This is a genomic window from Quadrisphaera setariae (assembly GCF_008041935.1).
GTDB classification, from domain to species: domain Bacteria; phylum Actinomycetota; class Actinomycetes; order Actinomycetales; family Quadrisphaeraceae; genus Quadrisphaera; species Quadrisphaera setariae.
The window spans coordinates 301586-320148 of sequence record NZ_VKAC01000001.1 but is presented as its reverse complement, the minus strand read 5'-3'; the positions used below and the strand labels follow the sequence as shown (position 1 = coordinate 320148).

Annotated in this window: 15 protein-coding genes; 10 read left to right on the top strand and 5 right to left on the bottom strand. The window is 75.8% G+C overall.

Going from position 1 to position 18563, the window contains the following annotated elements; genetic code table 11:
• Window positions 1-20: 20 nt before the first annotated feature.
• The gene (locus FMM08_RS22775; RefSeq protein WP_187279517.1) at window positions 21-179 is read right to left on the bottom strand and encodes an MFS transporter small subunit; all 159 of its coding nucleotides are present in this window, start codon (window positions 177-179) and stop codon (window positions 21-23) included.
• Window positions 176-1540: an L-lactate MFS transporter gene (locus FMM08_RS01535; RefSeq protein WP_147924860.1), complete on the bottom strand. Its 1365-nt coding sequence runs from the start codon at window positions 1538-1540 to the stop codon at window positions 176-178. The genes FMM08_RS22775 and FMM08_RS01535 overlap by 4 nt, the downstream gene beginning before the upstream one ends.
• 325 nt (window positions 1541-1865) lie before the next feature.
• Here FMM08_RS01535 and FMM08_RS01530 point away from each other — a divergent pair, with 325 nt between their 5' ends.
• A complete protein-coding gene (locus tag FMM08_RS01530) occupies window positions 1866-3695 on the top strand; it encodes an ATP-binding protein (RefSeq protein ID WP_147924550.1) in 1830 nt (609 codons plus the stop codon).
• A 76-nt stretch (window positions 3696-3771) separates the two neighbouring features.
• Here the strand turns inward: FMM08_RS01530 and FMM08_RS01525 are convergent, their stop codons facing one another.
• Window positions 3772-5184, bottom strand: a complete 1413-nt coding sequence (locus tag FMM08_RS01525) for an NAD(P)H-quinone dehydrogenase (protein ID WP_147924549.1) — start codon at window positions 5182-5184, stop codon at window positions 3772-3774.
• Window positions 5185-5428: 244 nt separating this feature from the next.
• On the opposite strand from FMM08_RS01525, the gene FMM08_RS01520 reads away from it, so the two are divergent.
• The 6 genes from FMM08_RS01520 (at window position 5429) to FMM08_RS01495 (ending at window position 11614) form a co-directional block, all read left to right on the top strand.
• Window positions 5429-6091, top strand: a complete 663-nt coding sequence (locus tag FMM08_RS01520) for a hypothetical protein (RefSeq protein ID WP_147924548.1) — start codon at window positions 5429-5431, stop codon at window positions 6089-6091.
• Window positions 6092-6116: 25 nt separating this feature from the next.
• Window positions 6117-6593: a gamma-glutamylcyclotransferase gene (locus FMM08_RS01515; RefSeq protein WP_147924547.1), complete on the top strand. Its 477-nt coding sequence runs from the start codon at window positions 6117-6119 to the stop codon at window positions 6591-6593.
• Between the two features lie 61 nt (window positions 6594-6654).
• The gene (locus tag FMM08_RS01510) at window positions 6655-7548 is read left to right on the top strand and encodes a purine-nucleoside phosphorylase (RefSeq protein ID WP_147924859.1); all 894 of its coding nucleotides are present in this window, start codon (window positions 6655-6657) and stop codon (window positions 7546-7548) included.
• Complete coding sequence (locus tag FMM08_RS01505; RefSeq protein WP_147924546.1) at window positions 7545-9368, top strand: phospho-sugar mutase; 1824 nt, start codon at window positions 7545-7547, stop codon at window positions 9366-9368. Before FMM08_RS01510 ends, FMM08_RS01505 begins: the two co-directional genes overlap by 4 nt.
• A 102-nt stretch (window positions 9369-9470) precedes the next feature.
• Entirely contained in the window at window positions 9471-10547 is a 1077-nt protein-coding gene (locus tag FMM08_RS01500) for a GGDEF domain-containing protein (protein WP_147924545.1), read from the top strand.
• Window positions 10544-11614 (top strand): GGDEF domain-containing protein, encoded by a 1071-nt coding sequence (locus FMM08_RS01495; RefSeq protein ID WP_147924544.1) that lies wholly within the window; start codon window positions 10544-10546, stop codon window positions 11612-11614. Before FMM08_RS01500 ends, FMM08_RS01495 begins: the two co-directional genes overlap by 4 nt.
• Before the next feature lie 38 nt (window positions 11615-11652).
• Here the strand turns inward: FMM08_RS01495 and deoC are convergent, their stop codons facing one another.
• Complete coding sequence (gene deoC, locus FMM08_RS01490; protein ID WP_147924543.1) at window positions 11653-12378, bottom strand: deoxyribose-phosphate aldolase; 726 nt, start codon at window positions 12376-12378, stop codon at window positions 11653-11655.
• A 72-nt stretch (window positions 12379-12450) separates the two neighbouring features.
• Complete coding sequence (locus FMM08_RS01485; RefSeq protein WP_147924542.1) at window positions 12451-13581, bottom strand: ABC transporter permease; 1131 nt, start codon at window positions 13579-13581, stop codon at window positions 12451-12453.
• A 26-nt stretch (window positions 13582-13607) separates the two neighbouring features.
• On the opposite strand from FMM08_RS01485, the gene FMM08_RS01480 reads away from it, so the two are divergent.
• Genes FMM08_RS01480 through FMM08_RS01470 form a run of 3 tightly spaced genes read left to right on the top strand, consistent with a single transcriptional unit; the run spans window position 13608 to window position 18456 of the window.
• Complete coding sequence (locus tag FMM08_RS01480) at window positions 13608-15668, top strand: M13 family metallopeptidase (protein ID WP_147924541.1); 2061 nt, start codon at window positions 13608-13610, stop codon at window positions 15666-15668.
• Window positions 15665-16900, top strand: a complete 1236-nt coding sequence (locus FMM08_RS01475; RefSeq protein ID WP_222710276.1) for an FO synthase — start codon at window positions 15665-15667, stop codon at window positions 16898-16900. Before FMM08_RS01480 ends, FMM08_RS01475 begins: the two co-directional genes overlap by 4 nt.
• Before the next feature lie 2 nt (window positions 16901-16902).
• Window positions 16903-18456: a flavin-containing monooxygenase gene (locus FMM08_RS01470; protein ID WP_147924540.1), complete on the top strand. Its 1554-nt coding sequence runs from the start codon at window positions 16903-16905 to the stop codon at window positions 18454-18456.
• The last annotated feature ends 107 nt before the right edge of the window (window positions 18457-18563 follow it).

Below are 18563 nucleotides of genomic sequence, written 5' to 3'. Positions count from 1 at the left end.
GGGCCCGCTCCGGCGCCGGCTCAGCCGCTGAAGAGCTGGCTGGCCTTCACCACGGTCTGCACCACCCCGTAGAGCAGACCGCCGCACACCAGCACCCACAGGACGACGGCGGCGGCCTTCGCCGAGCCCTGCCCACCTGCCGAGCCCGCCGTCGTCCTGCTCGCTCCCGTGGTGCTCACCGGCTCTTCGCCTCCTCGCGCGCGCCCGCGGCGGCGCCGTCGTCACCGCGCCGGTCGCGCGGCTCGTGGAACTCCGGGTCGACGGGCTTGACGAGGGCGTTGGCGATGAAGCCCACCACCAGCACGCCCACCATGACCGACAGCGGCAGGCGGTACGCCCCCGCGCCGCTGGACTCTCCGCCCGCTGCGTCGACGAGGCTGTTGACGATGAGCGGCCCGGCGACACCGGCCGCCGACCACGCGGTCAGCAGCCGACCGTGGATGGCGCCGACCTGCAGACCGCCGAAGAGGTCCTTGAGGTAGGCCGGGATGGTGGCGAAGCCACCCCCGTAGAAGCTGAGGATGATCCCCGTGAGGAGCACGAAGACGACGACGGACGTGGTGCCCAGCAGCACCGCGCCGAGGTAGAGGACGGCGCCCACGCCCAGGTAGAGCATGTAGATGCGCTTGCGGCCGATGACGTCGGAGGTCGAGCTCCACACGAAGCGGCCGGCCATGTTGCACAGCGACAGCACGCCCACGTAGCCGGCGGCCGCGGCCACGGAGATGTCGGGGAAGAACGTCCTCACCATCGGGGAGGCCGTCTCGAGGATGCCGATGCCCGCGGTGACGTTGGTGAACAGGACCACCCACAGCAGCCAGAACTGCGGCGTGCGGAGCGCGTTGCGCGCGGTGACGTCGCCCACGGAGCGCATCCCGCTGGACTGCTGCGGCGGCGTCCACCCGGCCGGCCGCCAGTCCCTGGCGGGCACCCGCACCACGAACGCACCGAGCAGCATCAGCACCAGGTAGATCGCGCCCAGGGTGAGGAACGCCGGCGCGATCGCTCCGGACGGGTCCGAGCCGTAGGTGTTGAGCAGGCGGTCCGACAGCGGGCTCGCGATGAGGGCGCCTCCGCCGAAGCCCATGATGGCCAGACCGGTCGCCAGGCCCGGGCGGTCGGGGAACCACTTGATGAGCGTGGAGACCGGGGAGATGTACCCCAGGCCCAGGCCGATGCCGCCGACGAAGCCGTAGCCCAGGTACACCAGCCACAGCTGGTCGGCGGCCACGCCGGCCGCCCCGATGAAGAGGCCGCCGCAGAAGAACAGCGCCGCGGCCACCATCGTCTTGCGGGGGCCGTTGCGCTCCACCCAGGTGCCGCCGAAGGCCGCTGCCAGGCCCAGCATGACGATCGCGATCGAGAAGATGACCGCGATGGGCGTCCCCTCCACGCCGAAGTGGTCCTGCAGGGGCGTCTTGAAGACGCTGAACGCGTACACCTGCCCGATCGACAGGTGCACCGCCAGCGCGGCGGGCGGGATGAGCCACCGGCTGTAGCCGGGTGGCGCCACGGTCCGCTCGCGGTCCAGGAACGACAGCGCTGCCACCGCCCACCTCCTCGTCGCAGGGCGCGCGGCCGCTGCGTCGTCACAGCTCTCCGGGGCGCTGCGGGTGCCCGCCCCTGCCAGGCACTGTGCCCCCGCTGGGAGGACGCTGCGAGTCGAGGGGCGCCCGCCCGGCCCCGAGGCGCCGCAGGTGGGCCTCGCTGGTGGGCGCTGGTTCCCCTGGTCGGGCGCCCGGCGGTTAGGCTGCTCGGCCGGGATGCCCACCGGGGGCGCCCGGGGAGCAGGGCGGAGGCGAGGCGTGGTCACCGAGCGTCGCAGCAGCGGGGGACGCACCGGGGGTCGCGAGCACAGCCGCAGCGTGACCAAGGTCCTCGTCGCCAACCGCGGTGAGATCGCGGTGCGCGTGATCAGGGCCTGCAAGGACGCCGGGATCGCCTCCGTGGCGGTCTACGCCGAGCCCGACCGGCACGCCCTGCACGTGGAGCTCGCCGACGAGGCGCACGCCCTGGGCGGCACCACCTCCGCCGAGTCCTACCTGCGCGCCGACCTCCTCCTCGAGGTGGCCGCCCGCTCCGGCGCGGACGCCGTGCACCCCGGCTACGGGTTCCTCTCGGAGGACTCCGGCTTCGCGCGGGCCGTCGTCGACGCCGGCCTGACCTGGATCGGCCCGCCCCCGGCTGCCATCGAGGCCCTCGGCGACAAGGTCTCCGCCCGCGAGATCGCCGAGAGGGTCGGTGCCCCCCTGGTCGCCGGCACCCCCGGCCCCGTCAGCGGCGTGGACGAGGTGCTCGCGTTCGTCGACGCCCACGGCCTGCCCGTGGCCATCAAGGCCGCCTACGGCGGCGGCGGTCGCGGCCTCAAGGTGGCGCGCACCCGCGAGGAGGTCGGCGAGCTCTACGAGTCGGCCGTCCGCGAGGCCGTGGCCGCGTTCGGCCGCGGCGAATGCTTCGTGGAGCGCTACCTGGACGAGCCCCGGCACGTGGAGACGCAGTGCCTGGCGGACGAGCACGGGGGCGTCGTCGTCGTCTCCACCCGCGACTGCTCGCTGCAGCGCCGCCACCAGAAGCTCGTGGAGGAGGCGCCCGCGCCGTTCCTCACGCCGGAGCAGGAGCGCTCGATGCGCGACGCGTCGAAGGCGATCCTGCGCGAGGCCGGGTACGCCGGCGCCGGCACCTGCGAGTTCCTCGTGGCCAAGGACGGCACGGTGTCCTTCCTCGAGGTCAACACCCGCCTGCAGGTGGAGCACCCGGTGACCGAGGAGGTCACCGGCCTCGACCTCGTGCGCGAGCAGTTCCGCCTCGCCACCGGCGAGCCGCTCGGCTACGACGACCCGCCCGCGCGCGGGCACAGCTTCGAGTTCCGCATCAACGGCGAGGACCCGGGCCGCGGCTTCCTGCCGGCGCCGGGCACCGTCAGCCGCTTCGAGGCGCCGTCGGGCCCCGGCGTCCGGGTGGACGCCGGCATCCGCAGCGGTGACGTCATCTCCGGCGCCTTCGACTCGCTGCTGGCCAAGCTCGTGGTCACCGGCGCCACCCGCGAGCAGGCGCTGCAGCGCGCCCGCCGCGCCCTGGCCGAGATGGCGGTCGACGGCATGCCCACGGTGCTGCCGTTCCACCGCCTCGTCGTGGACGACCCGGCCTTCACGGCCGTCGACCCCGCCCTGCCCGCGTCCGCCGCAGCGGCCGTGGGTCAGGCGGACCGCTTCCGCGTGCACACCCGCTGGATCGAGACCGCCTGGTCCGGCTCGACGGCCCCGTGGTCCGGGCCCGCGCCCGAGGCCGCGGACCCCGCTGACGCCGAGCGGTCCACGGTGGTGGTGGAGGTGGCCGGCAAGCGCCTCGAGGTGACGCTGCCGGGCTGGGTCATGGAGGCCGGAGCGCAGGTCGGCGGCGCCGTGCAGTCGGCGCGCCGCCAGCAGAAGCGCCCCCGCAACGCCGCTGCCGCCGCGAAGGCCGCCGGAGGCGACGCGCTCGTGGCGCCGATGCAGGGCACGCTCGTCAAGGTGGCCGTCGAGGAGGGGCAGAGCGTGGTCGCAGGCGACCTCGTGGTCGTCCTCGAGGCCATGAAGATGGAGCAGCCGCTGACCGCCCACAAGGACGGCGTGGTCACGGGCCTCAAGGCCGCGGTCGGCGACACCCTCACCACCGGTGCGGTCATCTGCACCATCAAGGACGCCGCCGCCAGCTGACAGGCGCACCTCACGACGACGGCGGCGAGCCCCTCCTGGGGTCGCCGCCGTCGTCAGTGCTGGTGGGAGCCGCCGCTCAGGTGGCGACGTGGAGGCGGCGCGCGGCCTCGGCCACCGAGCCGGACAGCGACGGGTAGACCGTGAAGGCGTGCGCCACCTGGTCGACGGTCAGGCCGTGCTCGACCGCGAGCGCCACCGGGAAGATCAGCTCCGACGCCCGCGGGGCGCAGACGACGCCGCCCAGCACCCGGCCGGACCCGGTGGAGGCGAAGAGCTTCACGAAGCCGTCACGGATGCCCAGCATCTTGGCGCGGGCGTTGCCGGCCAGCGGGAGCATGAGCACCTCGCCGTCCACCTCGCCAGATTCCACCTGCTCCTGGGTCCACCCGACGGTGGCGATCTCCGGGGCGGTGAAGATGTTGGCGGAGACCTTGCGCAGCCGCAGCGGGCTGACGGCGTCGCCGAGGGCGTGCCACATGGCGGTGCGCCCCTGCATGGCCGCCACGGACGCCAGCGGGAGCACCCCGGTGCAGTCACCGGCGGCGTAGACGCCGCGCGCGGAGGTCCGCGACACCCGGTCGACCTCGACGTGCCCGCTCTCGGAGAGCTGCACGCCGGCCTCCTCCAGGCCGATGCCGACGGTGTTGGGCACCGACCCCACGGCCATGAGGCAGTGCGACCCGCGCACCTCGCGGCCGTCCTCGAGGGTCACCACCACCCCGTCGCCCTCGCGCCGCGCGGCCTTCGCCCGCGAGCGCCCCATAAGCTCCATGCCGCGGCGGCGGAAGACCTCCTCGATGACCTCGGCGGCGTCTCCGTCCTGCCCGGGCAGCACGCGGTCGCGGCTGGAGACGAGGACGACGTCGGAGCCGAGCGCGTCGTAGGCGCTGGCGAACTCGGCGCCCGTCACACCGGATCCGACGACGACGAGCCGCTCGGGGATGCTCTCCAGCTGGTAGAGCTGCTTCCAGGTGAGGATGCGCTCGCCGTCGGGCCTGGCGGAGTCCATCTCGCGCGGCGAGGACCCGGTGGAGACCAGGGTGATGTCGGCGTCGAGCACCTCGCTGCCGCCGTCGGAGAGCTCCACGGCGACGCGCTCGGTGCCGTCGAGGGCGCCGCTGCCGCGCAGCACGCGCACGCCCTCGGCGGCGAGGCGGCGCTCGATGTCAGCGGACTGCGCCTCGGCGAGCTTGCGCACCCGGGCGTTGACGCGGCCCAGGTCGACGGTGATGGGCTCCTTGGTCTCCGGGTCGCCGTCGCTGCCGGGGAAGCGCAGGCCCAGCTCCTCGGCCTCGGCCGCGGAGTTCATCACCTCGGCGACGGAGATGAGCGTCTTGGAGGGGACCACGTCGGTGAGGACGGTGGACCCGCCCATCCCGGCGCGTTCCACGACGGTGGTCTCGGCCCCGAGCTGCGAGGCGACCAGCGCCGCCTCGTACCCTCCGGGACCTCCACCGATGACGACGACGCGCGGCGCTCGACCAGGCACGGCCCCATCCTCTCAGCCCCCGGCCCCGGCTGATCGCCCCCTCCTTCCGGAGGCCAGGGGTCGCTTCCTGGAGGCTGCGGGAAGCGCCCCCTTCGGCGTAGTCATCCGATCACGCACAAGGGGGCGTTTCCCGCAGCCTCCGGACAGGGCCACCACCGGGTGCTCCGGGACGCCCCCCCGGTGACCGTCCACAGGCGACCGGTCGGCGCAGCGAGCGCGACCTTGTCGCAGCCAGGCTCGGGCCGTGCACCGCGCTACCCCGCTCCCCGACGAGCTCGCCGGCCGCCCGTTCCGCGTGGACGAGGCGCTGGCGCTCGGGGTCACGCGCAAGAGGCTGGACAGCGCTGACCTCTGGGCACCCTTCCGCGGTGTGCGGGTGCCGGTGGCACTGGGCTGGGACTCCGTGCTGCGCGGTCGCGCAGGCTTGCTCGTGTGCCCACCCGGCACGATCCTCGCCGGGCTGCACGCCGTCGCGGCGGCCGGGCTGCGGGTCCCCGTGGGACTGCCGCCGCTCGACCTGCAGCCGCTGCTGGTCTCACCGCCGTTCTCGACGCGGGGGTGGTCGCGGCAGGGCTTCGCGGTGGACACGGCCCTCCTACCCCGCAGGGTGCCGTTGACCAGCTCCGACGGGGCGCTGCGACCTTCCGACGCAGACCTGTGGGCGCGCACGGTGGCGTGGCCGTGGCTGCCCCTCACCCCGTTCCGGCGACGCGCCTACTCGGCGGGACTGGCCATCGACGTCGCTGACAGGATCGGGCCGGGCACGGCCGGAGCGCTGAGCTCCGCCTTCTGGAGGCTGCCGCCGGGGCTCCGCCCGCGGGCCCAGCCGCTGCTGGAGCTCGTGCTGCAGGACCTGGCCGCCGACGACGTCGGCGGGCCGAGCGACAGCGGTTCCGGGCGCGGGTGACCGGGTGGTCGCTACCCTCCCGCTCATGGCGCTGTACGCGGCGTACGCGAGCAACCTGCACCCCGAGCGGATGTCCGTGCGGGCGCCGCACTCACCCCTGGAGCAGACGGGCTGGCTGCGCGGCTGGCGCCTGACGTTCGGCGGTGAGGAGCGCGGCTGGGACGGAGCGCTCGCCACGGTCGTGGAGGTGCCCCCGTCGGAGGACCCCGACGCCGAGGTCGAGCACCAGGTGTTCGTGGCCCTGTACGACCTCACCGAGGCCGACGCCGACCAGCTGGACCAGTGGGAGGGCGTCGACATCGGCCTCTACACCAAGGTCAAGGTGCGCGTGGACACCCTCGAGGGCGAGCGGCTCGCGTGGACCTACGTGCTGGACGACTACGAGGGAGGCCTGCCCAGCGCCTTCTACCTGGGCATGCTCGCCGACGCCGCGGAGGCCGCGGGTGCCCCCGACGACTACGTCGCGGAGCTGCGCAGCCGGCCCTGCCGCTCCGTCGGCTGACCCGCCCGCTGACCCCGCACGGGGCGCACCGCGCTCGGGTCCCAGTACGGTGCCCCGCGTGATGGACCCCTTCGACAACGTCGCGCCGGACCACTCCAACAACCCGGCCCACGACCTCGGCGACCCCAGCACCGACCCCTTCCAGATCGCCGGGTCCGCCGCGCGGGCCATCGCCGAGCGCACCGGCGTCGCGCGCCACGACACGGCGCTGGTGCTCGGCTCCGGCTGGCAGGTCACCGCAGACCTGCTCGGCGCGACGACCGCCGAGATCGCCGTCACCGACCTGCCCGGGTTCGCGCCGGCGGCGGCCCTCGGGCACGTCGGCACGGTGCGCTCGGTGAGCGTCACCGACGACTCGGGCGCCGACCGCCACGTGCTGGTGTTCCTCTCGCGGACGCACCTGTACGAGGGCCGCGGTGTGCGTCCCGTCGTGCACGCCGTGCGGACGGCCGCCGCGGCGGGCTGTGCGAGCGTCGTCCTGACCAACGGCTGCGGCGGCATCGACGTCGACCGCGGCCCCGGTACGCCGGTGCTCATCAGCGACCACATCAACCTCACGGCGACGTCGCCGCTCGAGGGCGCCACGTTCATCGACCTCACGGACCTGTACTCCTCGCGGCTGCGCGCCCTCGCGCGCCAGGTGCAGCCCGACCTCACCGAGGGCGTGTACGTGCAGTTCCCCGGGCCCCACTACGAGACGCCCGCCGAGGTCCGCATGGCGGGCCGCATGGGCGGCGACCTGGTCGGCATGTCCACCGCGCTGGAGGCCATCGCCGCGCGCCAGGCCGGCCTGGAGGTGCTCGGCATCTCGCTGGTCACCAACCTGGCGGCCGGCGTCAGCCCGACCCCGCTGGACGCGCAGGAGGTCATCGACGCGGGCAGGGCGGCCGGGCCGCGCATCGGTGCGCTGCTGGCCTCCGTCGTGCGCCGCGTGCTCGCCGAGCCGCGCTCGTGAGCGCCGCCTCCTCCGGCGTCAGCCTCGACCCCCGCACCTCGGCCCGCGCCCGCGCCTGGGCCGAGGGGGACGTCGACGACGACGACCGCGCCGCGCTGCTGGCGCTGCTCGACCGCGCCGAGCACGAGACCGGCGACGACGCAGCGCGGGCTGCCGCGGAGGTGGCCTCCGCCGTCGACGGCCACCTGGAGTTCGGCACCGCCGGGCTGCGCGGAGCGCTGGGTCCGGGCAGCAACCGCATGAACCGGGCGGTGGTGGTCCGCGCCGCCGCCGGCCTGGCCTCGCACCTGCACCGGGTGGCGGCCCCCGCAGACCCCGAGGCGGGGCCGCCGATGTGCGTCATCGGCCACGACGCCCGCCACGGGTCGGCGCAGTTCGCCCGCGACACCGCCGCGGTGATGACCGCCGCCGGGGTGCGCGCCCTGCTGCTGCCGCGCCCGCTGCCCACGCCCGTGCTGGCGTTCGCGGTGCGCCACCTGGACGCCGACGCCGGCGTCATGGTCACCGCCAGCCACAACCCTCCCCAGGACAACGGCTACAAGGTCTACCTCGGGGGCCGCTGCACCCCGGGTGGTGGTGTCGGCGCGGACGGCGACGACGCCCCCGGGCGCGGCGCGCAGATCGTCCCGCCGGCCGACGCGCAGATCGCCGCCGACATCGCCGCCCAGCCGCCCGCCCGCGAGGTGCCCCGCGCGGAGAAGGGCTGGTCGGTGCTCGGCGGCGACGTGCTCGAGGCGTACCTCAACGGCGCTTCGGCGCTGCCCGGTCCGCCGCCCTCCGACGGGCACCGCTCGGCGCTGCGCGTGGTGCTGACCCCCGTGCACGGGGTCGGCGGCGCGGTCGTCATCGAGGCCCTGCGGCGGGCGGGCGTGACCGACGTCGCCGTCGTCCCCGAGCAGGCCGACCCGGACCCGGCCTTCCCGACCACGGCGTTCCCGAACCCCGAGGAGCCGGGCGTGCTCGACCTCGCGCTGGCGCTCGCGCGCCGCCGCGACGCGCACCTCGTCATCGCCGTCGACCCCGACGCGGACCGCTGCGCCGTCGCCGTCCCGGACGCCTCCCGCGAGGGGGGCTGGCGCGCCCTCACCGGTGACGAGCTGGGCGCGGTGCTCGGCGAGCACGTCGCCTCCGGCGGACTGGCAGGTGGGCGGGACCTGCGCAGACACGACGGCGACGCCGTGCTGGCGTGCTCGCTGGTCTCCTCGAGCCTGCTGGGACGCATCGCCGCGGCCCACCGCCTGGGGCACGCGGAGACGCTGACGGGCTTCAAGTGGATCTCCCGGGCGCCCCGCCTGGTCTTCGGGTACGAGGAGGCCATCGGCTACTGCGTGGCGCCGCAGCTGGTGCGCGACAAGGACGGCGTCTCGGCCGCCGTGGTGGTCGCGGCGCTGGCCGCGCAGCTGCAGGCGCAGGGGCGCACCCTGCTCGACGTCCTCGACGACCTGGCGCTCGCGCACGGCGTGCACGCCACCGGGCAGGTGTCCTTCCGGGTGGAGGACCTCTCGCTCATCGACGCGGCGATGGCGCGGCTGCGCGAGCAGCCCCCGGCCGAGCTGGCGGGAAGGGTCGTGGAGCGCGTCGACGACCTGTCGGAGGGGTCTCCCGAGACCACCGGCGTGCCCGCCACCGACGGCCTGCGCTGGACCCTGCACGGCGGGGGCCGCGTGGTGGTCCGCCCGAGCGGCACCGAGCCGAAGCTCAAGTGCTACCTCGAGGTGGTCGTGCCGGTCGCGGGCTCGGACCTGGGGTCGGCGCGTGCGCTGGCGGACGGGCAGCTCGGTGACCTCGGCGCGGCCGTGAGGGACCTGCTGGCCCTGTGACCACGTGAGGGCTGCGGCTCCAGCCGCAGCCCTCACGTGCCGATCGTCCTCTCGGAGCTCGGCGCTGCGCCGGGCCGGTGAGGTCGACGACGGGAGGTGGCCGTGCTGCTGCCGCACGCCGTCCGCTGGCCGCTGTCGCTGCTGGGACCGGTGCTGGGCGTCGCCGCGGCGGCGCTGGCGCTGGCCGCCGCCGCCGACCAGCTGGGCGCCTCGGTGCCCCTGCCAGCAGCTGCGGCCTTCGGCGCCGGCCTGGGCCTGACCGCCTCGCCGCCGGTGCGGCTGGCGCTCGAGCAGCGCTCCGCGGGCCTCGGCGGACTGGTCTCGCTCATCGCCGCGTGCACCTGCCTCAGCGGGATGCTGGCGGTGCTGGGGCTGAGCGCCCTGGTGCCGGCGGCCGCCACGACGGCGGCCGTGTACGCCGTGCTGCTGCACCCGACGGGACGCCGGCTCGTGGAGTGCGGCGCCGTGGTGCTGGTCACCTCCGCGGCGACGCTGGGCGCACAGGCGCTCGGCTGGGTGGACGGCGTGGTCTCCACCCCGTCTGCAGCGCTCCTCGCCGTGGCCCTCCTGGCGCTGACGACCCCCACCGTGGCCAACACCTTCGACGTCTCCCGCCGCGCGGCTCGGGCGGCCGCGTCGCTGGACGCCGAGCGCCGCGAGCACCTGGAGGTGCTGGAGCACGCCGCGCTGCACGACTCCCTGACCGGGCTGCTCGGTCGCCGCGGCCTGGAGGGACCGCTGCGGCGAGCGGCCGCGTCCGCTGACCCGGTGGCGGTGACGGCCGTGGTCTTCGTGGACCTGGACGGCTTCAAGCCGATCAACGACGTGCACGGCCACGCCGCGGGCGACGAGCTGCTCTCCGTCGTGGCCCGGCGCCTGCTGGCGTGCGCGCGCGACGGCGACGCGGTGGCCCGCACCGGTGGTGACGAGTTCGTGCTGGTGCTGCCGGGTCTGCCCGACGCCGGTGCAGCCGAGGACGTCGCGCGGCGCGTGCGCGCCGAGGTGGCTCGCGAGGTCGAGCTGGCCGACGGCTCCAGGGTGTCGGTGGGTGCCAGCACCGGCGTCGTCACGACGGAGGCCCCGTGCGACCCCGACGCGCTCCTGACCGCGGCCGACGCGGCGATGTACGCCGTGAAGCGGTCCGGTCGTGCAGGACGCGGCCAGATGGCCGACCGGTGAGCAGCGGGGCCGCGCTGCAGCGGCCCTCTCGCGTGCTCCTCAGCGTCTCCGGCGCCGGGCTGCTCGTGCTGGTCGTCGCCCTGGCGGTGGCGGGCTCGTCCTCGGGCGCGTGGCCGTGGCCGGTGCAGGTGGCGCTGTGGGCGGCCTTCATGGGGCTGCGGCACGACGCCGCCCAGCGGTGGCTCGCCGGTGGGGACCTCCACGAGCGGACGGCGCGCCGGGTGGTCTTCGGCCAGCTGCTCGGCAGCGCCGCCCTGGCCTCCTGCGCGCTGCCGACGCTCGTGCCGCTGGTGTGCCTGCTGGTGGCCGGCGTGCACGTGGACTGGCGGTGGCGCCGCGCCCTCGAGGCCGGAGGGGTCGGCGCGCTGGTGCTGTCAGCGGCCGCGACGGCCGGGACCTCCGCCGGGGTCCTGCCCGCTGTGCACGGCCCCGCCGAGCAGCTGGCCGCCCTCGGCCTGGCGTGCCTGGTGCTGGCCAACATCGCGATCCTCGCCCGCCAGCGCGAGCGCGCCCACGCGGCGCTGGAGGCCACGCAGCACGCCCGCCACGCCGAGCTGCTGCACGCGGCCCGGCACGACCCGCTCACGGGCCTCCTGGGACGCCGCGGCACGGCCGACGCCCTGGCCGCTGCGTGCGCCGAGGCCGGGACCGGGTCGCTGGCCGCGGTGGTCTTCTGCGACCTCGACGGGTTCAAGCCCGTGAACGACCAGCACGGGCACGACGTGGGTGACCGGGTGCTCGTGGAGGTCGCCCGGCGCCTCCAGGACGCAGCCGGTCCGGACGCTCAGGTGGGGCGCACCGGCGGCGACGAGTTCGTGGTGGTCCTGGGCGGGGCGCCCGACGCACGGGCCGTCGAGGCGGTCGCAGCGCGGGTGCGGACGTGCCTGGACGAGGCCGTCGAGGTCGACGGCCTGGTCCTGGCGCTCGGGGTGAGCACGGGCACGGCTGCGACCGACGCGCCGCTGCCGGGCGAGGAGCTGCTGCGCCGCGCCGACGCCGCCATGTACGCGGTGAAGGCGCAGCGCGGGGACGGGCGCTCCGGCGCCCGCCCCGCCGCCGTCGGCTGACGCGTCGGCCGCCGCGCGGGCCGGCGGGCCAGCGCGGCTCAGCCCTGCGGGAGGCCGTCCAGCACCGCCGCCGTCCCGGACAGGCCCAGGCGGGTGGCGCCCGCCTCGAGCAGGGCGACCGCGGCCTCGGCGGTGCGGATGCCTCCGGAGGCCTTGATGCCCAGGCGCCCGCCGACGGTGGCGCGCATGACCTCGACCGCGTGCACGCTGGCGCCGCCCGTGGGGTGGAAGCCGGTGGAGGTCTTCACGAAGTCGGCCCCGGCCTCCTCCGCGGCGCGGCACACCGCGACGAGCACGTCGTCGGGCAGGGCGGCGCTCTCGACGATGACCTTGAGCACCCCCGGTGCGGGGACGGCGGCGCGCACCGCGGCGATGTCGGCGCGGACGGCGTCGACGTCGCCCGACAGGGCCGCGCCGACGTCGATGACCATGTCGACCTCGTCCGCGCCGGCGGCCACCGCGGCGGCGGCCTCGGCCGCCTTGACCTCGCTGGCGTGCTTGCCGGAGGGGAAGCCGCAGACGGTCGCCACGACGAGGCCGTCCGTCGAGCCCTCACCCGCGGTCTGCGCCAGGGGGAGGAAGGACGGCGAGACGCAGACCGCGAGCACGCCCAGGCGGCGGGCGTCGGCGAGCAGGGCCGCGACGTCGGCGGGGGTCGCCTCGGGCTTGAGCAGGGTGTGGTCGACGAGGCGGGCCACCTGCGCCGCCGTCCACGTCGTCGTCGTGCCCTCTGGGGTGCCGGCGGTGCTGCTCTCCGTGCTCATGGGGCCATCCTGCCCGCAGGCCCTCGCAGGGGTCAGGGGTCAGGGGTCGGGGGCCGGGTGAGGGGGCCGGGGTCAGGGGGCGGGGCTCGTGCGGCGGGCGCGGCAGACGAGCACGAGGGCCGTCGTCGTCGTCACCGCCCAGGCCAGCAGCACCAGGCGCGGCTCCCAGCGCTGGGTGTCGTTGAAGTACGCCGCCGCCCTCAGCGCGGAGACGAGGGCGCCCGAGGGCAGCACCCGCGAGAGGGTGCTGAACGGCTCCGGCAGCAGCCCCGGGGCGACGGCGCCCCCGGAGGAGGTGTTGCCGAGGAGGATGAACAGCGCCCAGGTGGGCAGGATCGCCCAGCGGCCCACGAGCACGCTCATCAGCGCCGCGAACGAGGACGCCGTGAGCACCTGCAGCGCGAGCGCCCACCACGTCTCCCAGAACGGCAGCGGCACGTCGAGCACGGCGATGGCGAGCGTCGCCAGGACGAGGGAGCCCAGCACCACCAGCGAGCCCGCCACCACGGCCCAGCCCCGCAGCGTCAGCGGGCTGGCGTGCGCGCGCAGCTGGAAGGTGGTGACGAAGCCGAGGATGGTCGCGGTGATGGTCAGGTAGAACGAGGCGAGCCCGGAGGGGTCCGAGGACGGCAGCGGGTGCAGGTCGGTGGTGGACAGCTCCACGCCGGAGGAGCTCTCCGCGGTCAGCGCGGCCTGGGTGAGGACGCGGGCCGCCGACGCCCCGGACGCGCTCGACAGCTCCATCCTCACCTGCTCGCGGCCCTGGGCGGAGGTCTCGCCGGGGGCGATGACCGCGTAGACCTCCTGCAGCTGCACGAGCCGCTCGCCCTGGGCGGCGCTGTCCACCTGGCGCAGCTCGAGGCCGTGGGAGGTGGCGCGCTCCAGCTCCTCGAGGAAGGGCGAGCCGGTGGCGTCGCCGACGACCGCCACGGGCAGGGCGCGGGCCACGGGGCGGCCGAGGGCGTCGATGTAGCTCAGCGCGAAGAGCGAGACCATGGCGGTGGCCACGGCGATGATCACGGCCGCGTGCTTGAAGGAGCCGCGCTGCTCCCGCCAGGGTCCTGGCGCACGGTGCTGGGCGTGGTGCTGGGCGTGGTGGTGCTCCGGCTCGTGCCCCGGGTGCTCGGGGCCCTGCTCGTCGGCGCCGTCGCGGGCCTGGCCCGTGGGCTCGGCCGGGCGCTCGGACGGGGCCTCCTGCGTCACGCTCGTGAGAGTAGGGAGGATGGGGCATGGCCACCTCTCCGACGACGCCCCCCGCGGCTCAGGCCCCGGTGCGCTCGGGCCTCGACCTCGCCCACGTCGACGCGTCCGTCCGCCCCCAGGACGACCTGTTCGGCCACGTCAACGGCGCCTGGCTCGCGGCGCACGAGATCCCCGCGGACCGGTCCTCCGACGGCGCGTTCCGCGCGCTGTTCGACGCCGCCGAGGAGCAGGTCCGCGCGATCGTCGAGGAGGCGGCGGCGAGCGCCCCCGCCGCGACCACCGGGCTGGAATCGGGAGGCTCGCTGGGGCAGGTCGGCCGGGCCTACCGCGCGTTCATGGACGTCGAGCGCGTCGAGTCCCTCGGCGCGTCCCCGCTGGAGCCGCTGCTGGCCGAGGTGGCCGCCGTCGCCGACCGCTCGGCGCTGGCCGCCCTCGTGGGCCGCTACCAGCGCGAGGGGCTGGTGGCGCTGGTGGCCGCCTACGTCTCCCCCGACGCGAAGGACTCCTCCCGCTACGTCGTCTACGCCGAGCAGGCGGGCCTCGGGCTGCCGGACGAGGCGTACTACCGCCTCGACGAGCACGCCGAGGTGCGCGGGAAGTACGTCGAGCACCTCGACAGGCTGTGCGCGCTCGCCGGGCTGGAGCCCCTCGGGGCCACCGTGCTCGACCTGGAGACCGCGCTGGCCGCGGTCAGCTGGGACCGGGTCTCGCGCCGCGACGCGCACAAGACGTACACGCTCATGACGTGGGACGCGCTGGTGGCCAGCGCCCCCGGCCTCGACTGGGAGGCGTGGCGCGCGGCGCTGCTCGACCTCGACGACGAGGGCGGAGAGCCGACGAGCCGTCTGGCCGGCGTGAGCGCCCACGCGCTCGACGAGGTGGTGGTGCGCCAGCCGTCGTTCGTCACCGGCGCGGCGGCCCTGTTCGAGGAGCGCCCGCTGGAGCAGTGGCAGGCGTGGCTGTCGGTGCGCCTGGTGCGCGGCCTGGCGCCGTACCTGTCGGCGGACCTCGTGGAGGAGCAGTTCGACTTCTCCGGCCGCACGCTGTCGGGCACCCCGCAGCTGCGCGAGCGCTGGCGCCGGGGCGTCTCGTTCGTGGAGGGGACCCTCGGAGAGGCCGTGGGCCAGCTCTACGTGGAGCGGCACTTCCCGCCGCGCTCGAAGGAGCGCATGGTCGAGCTGGTGGCCAACCTCGTCGAGGCCTACCGCCGGTCGATCTCGACGCTGGACTGGATGGGCCCGGAGACCCGCGAGAAGGCCCTGGCCAAGCTCGAGGCGTTCACCCCCAAGATCGGCTACCCGGACCGGTGGAAGGACTACTCCTCCCTCGTCGTCGACGGCGAGGACCTCGTCGGCACCGTGCGGCGCACCGGGGAGTGGGAGACCGCTTTCGAGCTGGCCAAGATCGGGCAGCCGATCGACAGGTCGGAGTGGCTCATGACGCCGCAGACCGTCAACGCGTACTACCACCCGGTGATGAACGAGATCGTCTTCCCCGCGGCGATCCTGCAGCCCCCGTTCTTCGACGCCGACGCCGACGACGCCGCCAACTACGGCGGCATCGGCGCGGTGATCGGGCACGAGATCGGCCACGGCTTCGACGACCAGGGCTCCAAGTACGACGGCTCCGGCAACCTCGTCGACTGGTGGCAGCCGTCCGACCGCGAGGAGTTCGAGCGCCGTGCCGGCGCGCTCATCGCGCAGTACGCGGCGCTGTCGCCCCGTGAGGCGCCGGACGCGAAGGTCAACGGCGAGCTCACCGTCGGCGAGAACATCGGCGACCTCGGCGGCCTGACGATCGCGCTGAAGGCGTACCGGATCGCGCTGGAGTCGGCGGGGCTGGAGGACGGCCCGGAGCTCGACGGGCTCACCGCCGTCCAGCGGGTGCTCATCGGGTGGGCGCAGGTGTGGCGCACCAGGACCCGCGAGGCGGAGGTCCGCCGCCGCCTGGCGATCGACCCGCACTCCCCCGCCGACCTGCGCTGCAACGCGGTGGTGACCAACCTCGACGCCTTCCACGAGGCGTTCGGAGTGGTCGAGGGCGACGCCCTGTTCACGCCGCTGGAGCAGCGGGTGCGCATCTGGTGAGCCGCCGGCCCCACCGGCAGCAGCGGGCGCGGCCGGTCGAGGAGCTGCTGGCCCTCGCCATCGTCGACCCCGGCTCCCTCGACGACGACGACTGGGTGCAGCTCCTCGCCACGGACGACCCCTACCTCGACGCGCTCGCCGGCCTGGCCGAGGCGCGGCGCGCGAACGTCCTGGCCGCCGCCGGCGGCCGGGCTGGGCCTGGCGAGGGCGGCGCCGACGGTGACCTGACGTTCGTGGTCAACCGCAACCTCACGACGGCGGCGGTGGCCGGTCCGCCCGGCTCGCCGCAGGCGGAGCTGCGCGACGCCCTCGTCGACGAGGCGGTGGCGCTGGGCGCCACGGAGCTGTGCGTGCAGGGCCCGCTGCCGCCGTCCCCGGCAGGTGGGGTGGCCGTGGCGGGCGGCCGGGACGGGGTGGACGACGGCTACCTCGACCTGGTCCGCGCCCTGCACGAGCGGGCGCCGCAGCTGCACCTGCACGCGTTCCGCCCGGCCGAGGTGCTCGACGCCGCCACGCGCTCGGGCCGCACGCCGCGGGAGTGGCTGACCGCCGCCCGCGAGGCCGGGCTCGGGTCCGTGCCGGGCACCGGCGCGCGCGTGCTGGACGACGCGCTGCGCCCCGCCCTGGCGCCGCCGGGCGGCCCCGACCTCACCTCCCAGCAGTGGGTGGACCTCATCACCACCGCGCACGAGGTGGGCCTGCGCTCCACCGCCACGCTCGTCTACGGCCACCTCGAGACGCACCGGCAGCAGGTGGCGCACCTGCGGCGGCTGCAGGAGGTGCAGCGGCGCACCGGCGGCTTCACCGAGCTCATCCTCATGCCGTGGGTGCCGGCGCTGACGGCTCCCCTGCCCGACCGGCTGCCCGCGGGCCTGCCGCGCCGCACGCCGGGACCGTCCGCGCGCGAGACCCGGGCCCTGCACGCCGTGGCGAGGCTCCTGGTGGGCAGCGGCGGCCCGGGCGGCATCGACCACCTGCAGGTGGCGTGGACCAAGCTCGGCGGCGCTGCGTCCCCGCTGGTGGGGCAGCTGCTCGACGGCGGCGCCGACGACCTCGGCGGCCTGCTGCTCGACGGCGCGGTGGCGCCCGACGCGGGCGCGGAGGCGGGGCTGCAGCTCACCGCGGCCGACGTCGTCGTCGTCGCCCAGGAGCTGGGACGCACGCCGCGCCAGCGGACCACCACCTACGCCGACGTCCCCCCGGACCGCCGCCTCCCCCTCCCCCCTCCGTGATCATGGGAGTTGCGAACAGACCCGACCGTGATCATGGGAGCTGCGAACACCTGACCGTCGACGTCGCCGTCATCGGCGCCGGGGTGGCGGGCCTTGCGAGCGCCATCCAGCTGCGCCGCCGGGGCCGCGAGAGCTTCGTGGTGCTCGAGCGCGGCCGCGACGTCGGCGGCACCTGGCGCGACAACACCTACCCCGGCGTCGCGTGCGACGTCCCCGCGCCGCTGTACGCCTACACGTTCCGACCGCAGCCGGCGTGGACGCACCGCTACGCGCGCGGCGACCAGGTGCTGGAGTACCTGCGCACCAGCGCCCGCGAGGAGGGCCTCGCACCGCACCTGCGGCTGCGCGCCGACGTCCGTGACGCCACCTGGCACGACGACGACGGTGTCGACGGAGGTGGCCGCTGGCACGTGACCGCCGCGACGCCCGACGGCGAGCTGCGCGTCAGCGCGCGAGTGCTCGTCACCGCGGTGGGCCGGCTCGCCGAGCCGCGCACCCCCGATGTGCCGGGGCTGGAGCGCTTCGAGGGTCCGGTGGTGCACACCGCGCGCTGGGGCTCCGAGGTGGACGTGCGCGGGCTCCGCGTGGGCGTGGTGGGCACGGGAGCCTCGGCGGTGCAGGTGGTGCCGCAGCTGGCGGGGGCCGCCGCGCAGGTCGTGGTCTTCCAGCGGACCGCGCCCTGGGTGGTGCCGCGCCGCGACGCCGAGGTCCCGGCGGAGGAGCGGGCCGCGCTGCAGCGCGACCCCGCTGCGGTGCAGGTGCTGCGGGCAGGCCTGCTGGCCGAGCTCGACGCCGGCATCGCCGCCCGCCGCCGCCAGCGCCCCGCGCTCGACGCGCTGCGCGCACGGGCCCTGGAGCACCTGGCCTCCCAGGTGCCGGACGGACCGCTGCGCCGCGTGCTGACGCCGACCTACGAGGTGGGGTGCAAGCGGGTGCTGCTCTCCGACGACTTCTACCCCGCGCTGCTGCGCTCCGACGTGCGCCTGGAGCCCAGCGCGCTGGCGCGCGTGGACGGGCGGACGGCGGTGGCGGGCTCCGGCGCGCGCCACGACCTCGACGCGCTGGTCCTGGCCACGGGCTTCACCACCACGCGGCCGCCGATCGCCGAGCGGTTGCACGGACGCGGCGGCCGGACGCTGGCTCAGCGCTGGGCGGGCGGGATGGCGGCGTACGCGTCCACGGCCGTTCCCGGCTTCCCCAACCTCTTCCTGCTGGGCGGGCCGCACGCGGTGCTCGGCCACTCCTCCGCGATCGACGTGCTGGAGGCGCAGGTCGAGCACGTGCTCGGGGCGCTGGAGCACCTGCGGCGGCTGGGAGCGGGGGCGGCGCCGCTGGAGGTCGACGAGGCGACCGAGGCCGCCTACCTGCACGACGTCGACGCGATGGCCGCCGGCACGGTCTGGGACGACGGCGGCTGCTCGAGCTGGTACCGCGACGACCGCAGCGGGCGGCTGGCGCTGCTGTGGCCCGCGTCGGCGGCGGAGTTCCGGGCGAGGAACGCCCGCTTCGACCCCGCGGCCTACGGCGCCCGCGACGCCCACGACGCCGCGAGCTGACCCCCATCCTTGTCGCACTTTCCGCGGCAAGTGCGCTTCCGACGCAAGGCCTTGTCACGCTTTCCGCGGCAAGTGCAGCTCCTGCGGCGCGCATGGAGCACTTTCCG

Excerpts from the sequence above, each read along its gene's own strand:
- FMM08_RS01515 (WP_147924547.1), top strand. The coding sequence starts at position 6,117 with ATGGCGCTGTACGCGGCGTACGCGAGCAACCTGCACCCCGAGCGGATG.
- FMM08_RS01510 (WP_147924859.1), top strand. The coding sequence starts at position 6,655 with ATGGACCCCTTCGACAACGTCGCGCCGGACCACTCCAACAACCCGGCC.
- deoC (WP_147924543.1), bottom strand. The coding sequence starts at position 12,378 with ATGAGCACGGAGAGCAGCACCGCCGGCACCCCAGAGGGCACGACGACG.
- FMM08_RS01480 (WP_147924541.1), top strand. The coding sequence starts at position 13,608 with ATGGCCACCTCTCCGACGACGCCCCCCGCGGCTCAGGCCCCGGTGCGC.
- FMM08_RS01470 (WP_147924540.1), top strand. The coding sequence starts at position 16,903 with ATGGGAGTTGCGAACAGACCCGACCGTGATCATGGGAGCTGCGAACAC.